This is a genomic window from Microbacterium sp. NPDC056044, assembly GCF_042267145.1.
In the GTDB taxonomy this organism is placed as follows: domain Bacteria; phylum Actinomycetota; class Actinomycetes; order Actinomycetales; family Microbacteriaceae; genus Microbacterium.
In genome coordinates this window covers 904009-914854 of sequence record NZ_JBHJWZ010000001.1, presented here as the reverse complement: position 1 = coordinate 914854, position 10846 = coordinate 904009, and the positions used below count along the sequence as shown (strand labels likewise).

At 73.2% G+C, this 10846-nt stretch carries 7 protein-coding genes; 6 read left to right on the top strand and 1 reads right to left on the bottom strand.

The annotated features are described in order from the left end of the window. Window positions 1–76: 76 nt before the first annotated feature. A complete protein-coding gene (locus tag ACFC1I_RS04320) occupies window positions 77–4309 on the bottom strand; it encodes a BTAD domain-containing putative transcriptional regulator (RefSeq protein ID WP_376006610.1) in 4233 nt (1410 codons plus the stop codon). A 200-nt stretch (window positions 4310–4509) separates the two neighbouring features. Between ACFC1I_RS04320 and ACFC1I_RS04315 the strand changes: the two genes are divergently transcribed. The 6 genes from ACFC1I_RS04315 to ACFC1I_RS04290 all read left to right on the top strand — a co-directional run bounded on the left by ACFC1I_RS04315 (window position 4510) and on the right by ACFC1I_RS04290 (window position 10811). Beyond that, window positions 4510–4716, top strand: a complete 207-nt coding sequence (locus tag ACFC1I_RS04315) for a hypothetical protein (protein WP_376006609.1) — start codon at window positions 4510–4512, stop codon at window positions 4714–4716. A gap of 82 nt (window positions 4717–4798) precedes the next feature. After that, window positions 4799–5515, top strand: coding sequence for a copper homeostasis protein CutC (locus tag ACFC1I_RS04310; RefSeq protein WP_376006608.1), 717 nt, complete (start codon window positions 4799–4801; stop codon window positions 5513–5515). A gap of 97 nt (window positions 5516–5612) precedes the next feature. Next, complete coding sequence (locus ACFC1I_RS04305; RefSeq protein WP_376006607.1) at window positions 5613–8885, top strand: lamin tail domain-containing protein; 3273 nt, start codon at window positions 5613–5615, stop codon at window positions 8883–8885. Between the two features lie 79 nt (window positions 8886–8964). Further along, window positions 8965–9819 (top strand): peptidoglycan-binding protein, encoded by an 855-nt coding sequence (locus ACFC1I_RS04300; RefSeq protein ID WP_376006606.1) that lies wholly within the window; start codon window positions 8965–8967, stop codon window positions 9817–9819. 75 nt (window positions 9820–9894) lie between these two features. Next, on the top strand, window positions 9895–10440 hold the full coding sequence (locus ACFC1I_RS04295; protein WP_376006605.1) for a DNA polymerase III subunit gamma/tau: 546 nt from the start codon (window positions 9895–9897) through the stop codon (window positions 10438–10440). Further along, on the top strand, window positions 10437–10811 hold the full coding sequence (locus tag ACFC1I_RS04290) for a bacitracin resistance protein (RefSeq protein ID WP_376006604.1): 375 nt from the start codon (window positions 10437–10439) through the stop codon (window positions 10809–10811). The genes ACFC1I_RS04295 and ACFC1I_RS04290 overlap by 4 nt, the downstream gene beginning before the upstream one ends. Window positions 10812–10846 lie beyond the last annotated feature (35 nt).

The following is a 10846-nucleotide window of genomic DNA, read 5'->3' as shown; positions in this document are numbered from 1 at the left end:
GATATCGGGCGTCAACGGTTCGCGCCTCCGACGGATACCGGCTGGATACCGGCAGCCGTGCCCCGCGGATACCGGCTCAGTCGCCGGCGGCCGACCCGAGCGCCGCACAGGTGGCCACCTGCGCCTCGCCGGGGAAATAGGTCGACCACTCGTCGGGGGTGAGTTCTCGACCGGCGAGCGCGCAGGCGGAGCCCGACTGCTGTCGTGTGCGCAGGTCCCAGACACGGATGCCGTTCGGCAGCGCTTCGATGAGCCGTTCCCCGTCTGAGGTGAGGAATCCGCCGGCGATGCGCGTCGCGTCGGCGGTTCCGTCGACCGGGCTGGCGAGCGCGATGTTGCCCGCCACGTCGTACAGCGTGAGGGTGTTGTTGTACCCGACGTTCAGGAGCGTGCGCCCGTCGCCGCTGACCCCGATCCGGTTGCCGCCGCCCGCCGCCCGGGCGAGAGCCGCGATGGGCTCGAGGGTGCGGATGTCGTACGCGCGTGCATAGTCCTCCGCGACGCCGATCACGCGGTCGTCGTCGAGGGCGAGGCTGCCTTCGAGGCCGAAGAGGCCGCGGGCGATGAGCGCTCCCGTGGCGATCTCGAAGACCCCCGTCTCGTAGACGGCGCGCTTCGTACTCCACCAGTTGAGCACGACGCGAGTGCCGTCGGGGGTCTCACTGACCGACTTCACGTCGGTGAAGCCTTCGGGGATCGTCATGATGGGTCCGAGTGCCTCGCCCGTCGACGGATCGAAGGCCACCACGCCGCCCGGCCATGCGGCGAAGGCCGGCATCGCCCAGCCGCCCGGGTAGACGTTCACCGAGTCCGGCAGATCGCGGATGCGCAGCGGGATCTCCTCGCCCGTCGCGACGCGCTCGAGCGTCGGCCGACCCCATTGACGCTCGTACCGCGCGAAGAGCGGACCCGGCTCGCGCTCGGTGAAGCGGGCGACCACCCCGCTGCCGAGCGGCACGATCCGCGCCGACTCCTCGCCGACGGGGACGTCGCGGTCGATGTCCCACAGTTGCATCGGCCCGCCGCCCGACGGCTGCGTCACGACGAGGGGGCTTCCGGCCTCGGGGCCCTCGAGAAGTTCACGTCCTTTCGCGACGACGTCCGCACCGGCACCGCCGCCGTCGATCCGCCAGCGCAGCCACACCGCCGGGACGGTGGGGAAGGCGATCAGCGATTGATCGTCGATGCTGTCGAAGAACGCCTTCCGGTTGTACTGCAGCGGCGCGGCCGGGCCGACGGGCTCGCCGGTGTCGAGATCGAGGATTGACACCCCTCCGTATGATCCGCAGGCGATCGTGTCGGGGCTCGCGAGGTACACGGACACACAGCTCACCGTCCCGTTCACGTGCTGACGCCACACGATGGTCCCATCGGGGGCGATGCGCGCGCTGCCGTCCCACCCCGCCGCCACCAGCCCGCCTCGACCGTCGGTGATGAGCCCCTCGGTCGATCTGTCGTCTTCGAGCGCGATCCTCCGCACCAGCGCGAGCGTCGTCGTGTCGTAGAGCCGGATCTCGCGGCCGGCGCCCACGGCGACGAGCTGGTCGTCGATCACGGCCGGCGGGGCGTAGAACTGCACGTCGTCCATGGGGGACTCGCTGGACGGCGCCCACCCGCTCGATGCGCGAATGGTCCCCGACGTGACGTCGATCGCCAGGAGCTCAGCCGAGTTCGTGTCGGCCACGAAGAGGGTGCGGCCTTGCGCATCCCAGGTGGCCGGGGTGGTCAGCACCGTGGGAACGATGTCGATGGGCGGTCCGGATCGCCCTGTCGCGAGGTCGATGACGGAGAGCTGGGTCCCGCAGCATCCGGCCCCGGTCTGCGGATCGGGTGGGACGAACACGCTGATCGCCGCCATGGTGCCGTCGGGGCTGACGGCGACGCTGCGCTCGGATGCGCCCTCGGCAAGCGGCAACCGGGTATCCAGCGCGCGCAGCGAATCGCCGGTCGCGAGATCGACGATGTCGATCACGGACGCGGTGGGATCGGTGGGAGCCACCGACGCCCGAACCGCCGTGCCGGTGCCCGGGATGACGTCCAGCCACGGCACGGAGGCGCTCTCTCCGTGATGCACGGCGACGACTCCCCCCGAGTTCGTCACGACCCCCCAGAGCGCGGACCGCGTCCTCGGGTCGTCCGGCCAGCGGCGGTACGCCTCGGCCGCGAGCAGCGCGGCGACCTCGCGATCGTTGTCGATCAGCGAGAGGGAGGTCGCCACGAGCGCCTCGACGCTCGCGTTCTCGGCGGCGACCTGTGCCTCCCCACCCCGCACGACCGCGAGGCTTCCGCCGACGACCGCCGCGACGAGCAGCACTCCTGCCCCTCCGACCGCCCATCGCAGCCGCCGGTTGTTGCGCTTCTCGCGGGCGGCGCGCTCGCCGAGCTCGCGCACCTCGTCCTGCTCGCGCTCCGCCGACGCGTCGAGCAGCTCGCGCTCGACAGCAGTGAGATCGGGCCGTGTCTCGTCCCTCCAGTCCAGGGCGGCCTGCAGTCGAGCGCCCCGCAGCAGGTCCTCCTCGCGCCGGCCGGAGCCGTTCCACAGCTCCGCCGCGGTCGCGACGGCCGACACGAGCCGCGCGCCCTCGGCGTCCTCCTCGAGCCAGCCGTCCAGTCGTGGCCACGCCGTCGCGACCGCTTCATGCGCCACCGTCACCTCGTCGCCGTCGGTGGCGAGCAGCCGCGCGCCGACGAGGCGGTCGAGCACTCTGCGGCGTGCCGGATCGGCGATGAGCGGAGCCAGCTGAGCGGTGCGCCGCACCGAGGTGCCGTCCGCACCGCGGTGCACGAGGCGCAGCATGAGGGAGCGGCACGCCTCGGCGGCCTCGGGCTCGAGCGAGCGGTAGAGGCTCTCCGCCGACTGCGCGATGGCGCCGACGATGCCACCGGATGCCTCATATCCGGCGACCGTCAGGGTCGCGCCCTCCCGGCGGATCCAGGTCTCCACCAGCGCGTGCGAGACGTGCGGCAGGGTGCCGCGGCGGTCGTCGGCGTCCCTCACGATCACTTCCACGAGTCCGGGTTCGAGTCGCAGGCCCGCGCGGGTGGCCGGGCACTCGATCGCCTCGCGCAGCCCCTCGAGGGTGAGCGGACCGATGGCGTAGACGCCGCGGCCGATCCGTGTTCCGATGTGCGGCAACCCTGTGGCGTGATCGAGGAAGTCGCTGCGGAGGGTGAAGACCACCGCCGACCCGCGCTCGAGGACGCTCGCCACGAGCGCGCACAGCTCCTCCTGCTCGCCTTCCGTGAGTTGGAACACCGCCTCCGACTGGTCGACGACGACGAGGTCGACGGCGCCCCGCTGCTCGAGCCGCGCCCGCAGCCGCGTCGCGGCCTCGCGCCCGGCGGTGACGACGGCGACGCGACGGCCCTCCGAGGCGTGCGGGAGCAGGCCCGCGAAGACCAGCGACGACTTCCCCGAACCGGACGCCCCCACCACCGCGGTGAGCGTTCCCGGCCGCACCCGCTGCAGCAGCGCCTCGACGTCGCCCTCGCGCCCGAAGTACTCGTCGACGTCCGCGACCGAGAAGGCGGCGAGGCCGCGGTACGGGCACGCGTCGCTCACGCGGTGCAGCGTCTTGACGAGGGTGAGCGTCGGATCCTGCTGCAGCATCGACGCCTCGAGCTCGCGCAAGCGCTGCCCGACGTCGATCCCCAGCTCGTCCGCGAGCCGCGTGCGCGCGGCGCGCACGGTCGCGAGGGCTTCCGCCTGACGCCCGGCGCGGTAGTTGGCGATCGCGAGGATCGCCCAGCGGTCCTCGCGGAGGGGTGCCGCGCGCACGAGGCGCTCGGCGTCGGCGATGACCGCGCGGTGCTCGCCCTCGGCGAGGCGCGCTTCGAGCAGCTCCTCCTGGGCGCTGTCGCGGATCTCGATCAGACGCTCGGCCTCGACCGCCGCGGGGGCCCAGTCGACCAGGTCCACGTAGGGCTCGCCGCGCCAGAGGTCGAGCGCTCGCCGGTAGGCGTCGACGGCCCGGTCGTGCTCGTCGTGCAGGGCGTGCTGTCGCGCGCTCGAGACCAGGCGCTCGAACTCGAACGCGTCGATCGTCGCGGGGTCGATCCCCAGCGTGTACTCCGAACCCCGGGTCACGACGGCGGCGCTCCCCAGCCCCGCCCGGATGCGGGCGACGCATGTCTTCACCTGCTGCGGCCATGTCCGCGGCGGATCCTCGCCCCAGCACGCCTCTGCGAGATCGCCAGGCGCGACGGTGCGTCCCGCTCGCACGATGAGTGCGGCGAGCACCACCCGCTCCCGCGGGCTCAGGGTCTGCTCGGTCCCCGTGTCGAGCGGCCCCAGAACCCTGATGGCCATGGATGCAGTGTGATCTCCGCGCAAACACGCGTCAACGGCATCCGTCCCCGACCAGTACCGGACCAGTACCGGGCGCACCCGATTCCGATACCGGATGCCGCGATTCTGGGTTCACCGGCCCGGCGTATCACCGCACCGCGACCGCGACTCACATCACACAACCCTCGCCAACCCGGGCGAGCATCAGGAAAGGAACGGCCATGGACGGGAGCACCCTGACCTTCACGGCCGACCGGCTCGATCGCGAGCGGGCGGCCGCCCTGGATCGCGAGAATGAGATTCTCCGCAGCATCGCGGACCGCGGTGCGACGGTCACGCCCGAGAGCCCGGCGTCTCATGTCATCGCCGGCCTCGGCGTGTGGTTCCGCCACCTCTTCACGAGGCCGCGGCAGGTGCGATTCTCGTGAATCCTCCGAGACCCGCCGCCCGGGAGCGCGGCGGGTCTCGCCATGTCTGCGGGCGGGTGATCGCCAGGGCTAGGCTCACGACATGCCCGCATCACGCCCTGTCGAGATCGCCGTCCAAGACCCTGCCGGAGCGCGCACCGCGCTCGCCGCGGGAGCGGCTCGTCTCGAGCTGTGCCAGGCCCTGGACGTCGGCGGACTGACCCCGTCGCTCGCGACGCTCGAGGCCGTGCTGGCGGCGGTCGATCCCTCGAACGTGAACGTGCTCGTGCGTCCCCGTGGCGGCGGCTTCGTCTACGCGCCCGACGAGGTCGCTGTCGTATCGGCCGACATCCGGGCGTGCGTGGATCGTGGCGCGGGCGGCGTGGTCGTCGGCGCCCTCACGTCCGCGGGCGGTCTCGATGTCGATTCCCTGCGCAGATGGCGGGATGCTGCGGGCCCGGCGACGCTCGTGTTCCACCGCGCCGTCGACGCCGCCGCCGATCCGTCGGCGGTCTTCGACGCGCTGGTGGCCGAGGGCGTCGACCGCGTCCTCACCTCGGGCGGAGCGCCGCGCTCCATCGACGGCCTCCCGATGCTGACGGCGTTCGCCGAGCGTGCGGGCGACGTCGAGGTCATGGCGGGCGGCGGCGTGCGGGCGGCCGACATCCCGGCGCTGTTCGCGGCCGGTGTCGATGCGGTGCACCTGTCGGCGCGCTCGCGCGCCGGTCACGACGCGCCGTCAGGCCCGGGCGGCGGCTCTGCGGGGCACGACGTCACCGACCCTGCGCTCGTGGCGGAGGCCGTCGCCGCCGCCGGCTGAGGCAACCGTCCTGCAGCTGTACACCGGATGATCGCCGCCGCGCCCGTGCCGGTTCACCTCGCCGGGTCACGGTCGCCTCGTGCGCGCCACGAACCGTGTGACCACATTCCTTGCGGCATCCGTCGTCCTCGTCGGGGTCGCGGTCTCCCTGGGTGGCCCCGCCGGAGCGGCGGCGTCAGCCGCGGCGGCGCCGGCCGCACCCGCGGCGGCGACGACGCGGGTGTCACCTGCGGCGACGGCGTCGGGCACGGTGTCGCTCGTCGAGGTGTCGCCGGCCGGTGTGCGCGGGCGGGACGCCGGCTTCTTCGAGCTCGCGAACCCGGGCGATCGGCCGGTCGACCTCACCGGGTACGGGGTGTTCCGCTGCGACGACGAGGGGCTGCGCGCCCGGTCGACGGATGCCGAGGCCGATCTCGCCGGCGTCATCCTCGCCGCGGGGGAGCGGCGCGCGTTCCCCACTGCCCGCCTCGCGGAGCGCGGGTACGGTCTCATCGTCGTCGCGCCCTCCGGCCAGACGGTCGATGCGCTGGCGGTCTACTCCGACGACCCGGCGCCGACGACGTCGGAGTGCGGCGGCGGGGTGGAGCTTCCGGTGACGACGGCCGCCGCGCTCGGGGAGAGCTGGCAGCGCGTCGGCTCCTCCGACGCCCGGTGGGTGCGGGCGGTCGCGACCCCCGGCGAGGCGAACCGCCTCCCCGAGGGCTCCGCTGAGCTGGTGCGCGTCTCGGAGATCGCCGCGGCGGGCCCGGCCGGCCGCGGCGACGGCCTGGTCGAGCTCGTCAACGACGGCACGGCAGGTGTCGACCTCGCGGGGTGGCGGCTGTATCGCTGCACCGCGAGCGGCGCCGCGCCGACCGAGGCGCTGCAGCACGTGTTCGCCGCGGGCTCCACGCTGGCGCCGGGCGAGCGGCTCGTCATCGGCGGACCGGCGTTCGCCGGCGAGCCCGACGTGCGCGTCGGCACCTCGCTCGCCGACACCGCGTACGGCGCCCTCCTCGTCGACGCCGACGGGCGCCGGGTCGACGGCGTGGGCGTGTCGTCGCGGGAGGACACCGCCTGCCAGAGCGGGCGCGACAAACTCCCCTCGACGCTCGACTACCGCACCGGCCAGAGCTGGCAGCGTCAGGCAGACGGGGGCTTCGCGATCGCACCCCGCACGCCCGGCGAGCCGAACGCGGCGACACCCGCCGACGCCGAGCCCGCCGTCGCCGCCGCGTTCGTGTACGGCGACCGGCCCGGAGTCGCCGTGAGCGAGATCGCGACGGATCCCGAGATCGACGGGACGCCCCGCCGCAACTTCGTCGAGCTCGCGAACTTCGGCTCGCGCGCGGTCGACATCTCGGGGTGGATGCTCATCGCGTGCGGCGCAGACGGCTTCCGCCGGTTCGACGACCTCGCCGTCGTGGCCGAGGGCACGGTGCTCGGCCCCGACGACACGTGGACGGCCGCCCTCGCCGGCACGCCTGCCGCCGGCGGCGCCGACGCCGCGTACGACGAGGCGCTCGAGCTCGAGGGCGCGGGCGTGTGGGTGCAGGACGCCGACGGGCGCCGCATCGACAGCGTCGGGATCTATCACCGCAACGAGATGGACAGCAGCGTCGACCGCGAGAGCGCCTGCACGAAGGGTCTCGCCCTGTCGACGTTCGCGGTCGACAGGCTCCGCGGCGAGACGCTGCAGCGCATCGCGTTCACCGGCGACGACGCGAGCGACTTCGCACCCGCTCCCGCGACCCCTGGCGGTGCCGCCGCACCTCGCTCGCGCTCGACCGGCGACGTCATCGAGCGCGCGCTCGACCGCGCCCGCATGGACGCCGCCGATGCCGCGCCCGGCCGGGCCGCAGCATCCGGAGCCGTTCTCCGAAGCGCGGACGAGGCGCCTCTCGAGGTGATCTCGGCGTTCGCCGGGTCGTCGGTCTCACCGCTCACGAGCCGCACCGCGCGCGGCGAGCGGCAGGTCTCGACCGCGGCGCTGACCGCACGCGACGACGCGTACGACCTGCCGTACGTGCGGATGCGGGTGCGTCTTCCCGATGGCGGCGGCACCGTCGCCTGGACCGGCCGCACCGTCGGGCGCGCCGAAGTGCGTCTGTCGGTGTCGGCTCCGGCGGCGGGGCCCGCCGGCCAGGCGGGGTGGCGCACGCTCGATGACGCGGCAGGCGCCATGACGGCTCCGGATGCTGCGGCCACCGCACAGGTGAGGCTCGAGGGCGTCGTGCGCGGCGAGGAGGTCGCCGGCGGCACCGCCGACCTGCTGGTGCAGGTCGTGCCACGGGCGGCATCGGCGGCCGCGGACGCGGACGGGATCGCCGATCCCGCGGACTACGACATCGCGGTCGGGCACCTCACCGACACGCAGTACTACTCCGAGGCGTACCCGGAGGTCTACGCCGGCGAGGTCGCCTGGCTCGCCGAGAACGCCGACGCCCGCAAGCTCGCGTTCGTCACCCATACCGGCGACCTCATCCAGAACTGGGTCGATCCCGGCCAGACCGAGGAGCGCGCGCGGCGCGAGTACGAGGTGGCGTCGCGGCTGCAGGGCGTGCTCGACGCGAGCGGCGTCGCCAACAGCGTGCTCCCGGGCAACCACGACAACAAGCGCGGCGTGAGCAACGACCTGTTCAACGAGTACTTCGGCCCCGAGCGGTATCGCGACCGGCCGTGGTTCGGCGGATCGCTCAGCCCCGACGACAACAGCGCGAACTGGTCGTCGTTCGAGGCCGGCGGCGCGCGGTTCGTGATGATCTCGCTGCCCTACGCGTACGGCGAGCGTGAGATCGCGTGGGCGGAGAATGTGGTCCGCTCCCACCGTGACGCGAACGTCGTCATCTCGACGCACGAGCACGTCACTCCCGCGACCGCCACCGACGATGCGGAGCGCTCGACCACGTCGCGGTGGCTCTCGCGCGGCGACCTGCTGTGGGAACGCGTCGTCGCGCCGCACCGCAACGTCGTGCTCGTGCTGTCGGGGCACTTCCACGGGCTGGGCGCGATCGTCACCGAGAACGCCGGCGGCATCCCCGGACACACCGTGCTCGAGGCGCTCGCGGACTACCAGGAGTTCCGTACGCCCACGGGCGAGCGCGCGACCGGATTCCAGCGGCTCCTCCAGGTCGATCTCGCCGCGGGCGTGCTGGCCGTCGACACCTTCTCGGTGCCGCTGAACGCGACCGCCAGCCACCCGTACGACTACACGCAGTTCCTTCCCGACGACGGCGACGCGGCAACCCCGTCGAACGAACGTCCGTGGCGCATCCTTGCGCAGGGCCTGCAGCACCGCTACACCGAGGAGGACGACGCCTTCGCCGTGCCGCTCGCACTGCAGTACGCGAAGGCGATCGAGACGGATTCCGTGGCCCTCGTGCGCGGCTGAGGTATCAGGGCGAGGCGAGCGGGCCTCGCACGCGTGAGGGGCCGCGCGCCCCGCACACGACCAGACCAGAGGAGCTGTCATGAACGTCGAACCGTGGAGCACCGTCGGACCGGGATCGTCGGCGGCGATCGTCCCCGGCATCCAGTACCTGCTGCGAGCGCACGGCCATGCCGTGCCGGTGAGCGGCACGTACGACCCGGCCACGACGGCAGCGGTCACCGCGCTCCAGACCGCACAGGGCGTGCCGGCCGACGGCATCGTCGGGCCCGTGACCTGGCTGCACCTCGTCGTCGCGGTGCAGCAGGGTTCGACCGGCGACGCGGTGCGGGCCGTGCAGCAGTTCGGGCTCGCGCGGTCTCCGGGGGAGCCGCCGCTCGTCGTGGACGGGAGCTTCGGCCCGATCACGAAGGAGCGGGTCGAGTTCTTCCAGGAATCGTGGGGGCTCACCCTCGACGGCGTCGCGGGACGGGAGACCTGGTCGTTCTTCAGCACGTTCATGCCGGGCGAGCGGCCGTGGGCGCTCGTGAAGCAGGGCTCGTCGCAGGCCACGAACTGGCGGGTCCTGGCCGCGCAGCACCTGCTGCGCGCCCGCGGTGCGACGATCGCGGCCGACGGCGCCTTCGGCCCGCTGAGCGGCGAGGCCGTGCGGACCTTCCAGCAGACGCTGCGCGCCGTCGAGATCTCGACGACCCTCGGGCAGCTGGACTGGCCGAGCCTCATCCTGACGGTGAAGCAGGGCGACGGCCCCGCGGGGCCGAAGGGCGAGGCGGTGCGCGCCGTGCAGACGCTCCTCGCCGGGCTCTCCGTCGACGGTGACTTCGGCCCGGCCACGAACGCCGCGGTACGCGAGTTCCAGCAGCTGTTCGCGCCGCCGGTCGACGGGATCGTGGGTCCGGTCACGTGGCACACGCTGATGCTGCGCCTCTTCGAATGAGCGACCGCAGCTCGGGCGCCGCGCCCACCGAGGGTGGCGCCCGGGCTCGCCGGGCAGCGGGACTACGCTGAGAACGTGACGACCGGACGCGACGACGACGCCCTCACCTGGGACGGCGACGACGATCCCACGCTCGACCACGGCGCCGCCGGCGAGCCCGATGACACGCCGGGCGACGAGGCCGACGCCCCGGCGCAGTCAGCGCCGGGCGAGCTCCCGAAGGGCTATCGGGCCGTCGGCAAGGGCAGCGAGACGCTGGATTCCGCGCGCGCGCCGGCCGCAGCATCCACGTCCGACACGTCCTCCGCAACGGCAGACCGCCAGCCGATGGGCAACGGCGCGCTGATCGCATTCGGCGTGCTCGGCGGCGTCTACGCGCTGTACGCGATCGGCTGGCTGATCGGCGGGCTGCGCCTGCAGGGCCGGGCGCAGTACCTCGTGACGGACGTGATGTACCAGGGGAGCCTCTGGCTCGCCGTGCTGGCCCCGCTGCTCTGGTTCGCCACGACGCTCCTGCTGACCCGCGCCTCGCGCGCGTGGCTGCGGTTCGTGTGGCTCGCGGCGGGAGTCGTGCTGCTCCTGCCCTGGCCCTTCGTGATGATCGGGGCGATCGGACAATGAGCAACGAGACGATGGATGCTGCGACCCCGGCCGCGAAGCGCGGCAAGACGCCCACCTGGCTCGTGGCCGTGATCTCGGGTGCGGCCGGCCTGTTCTACGCCTACGCGGTGTGGAACGCGATCGGCAACCTCGTGATCACGCTCCAGACGTTCGCGGGCGCGGGGGTCACGCTCAACGCCCTCGGGTGGTTCATCTGGATCTTCGCCGCGGTGTTCCCGCTGCTGGTGTGGGGCGCCGCGTTCGCGATCGGTTACCGCCGCGCGCCGCACGAGATGCTCCTCGTGATGCTCACGGGCCTCGCGCTCGTGGCGGTGTTCTGGCTGAACGTCGTCGCGTACACGACGCTCAACTCCGCGTCGTTCCTGGGCTGAGGCCGCCTCCGGCCGTCACACGGTCGGGGGCGTCG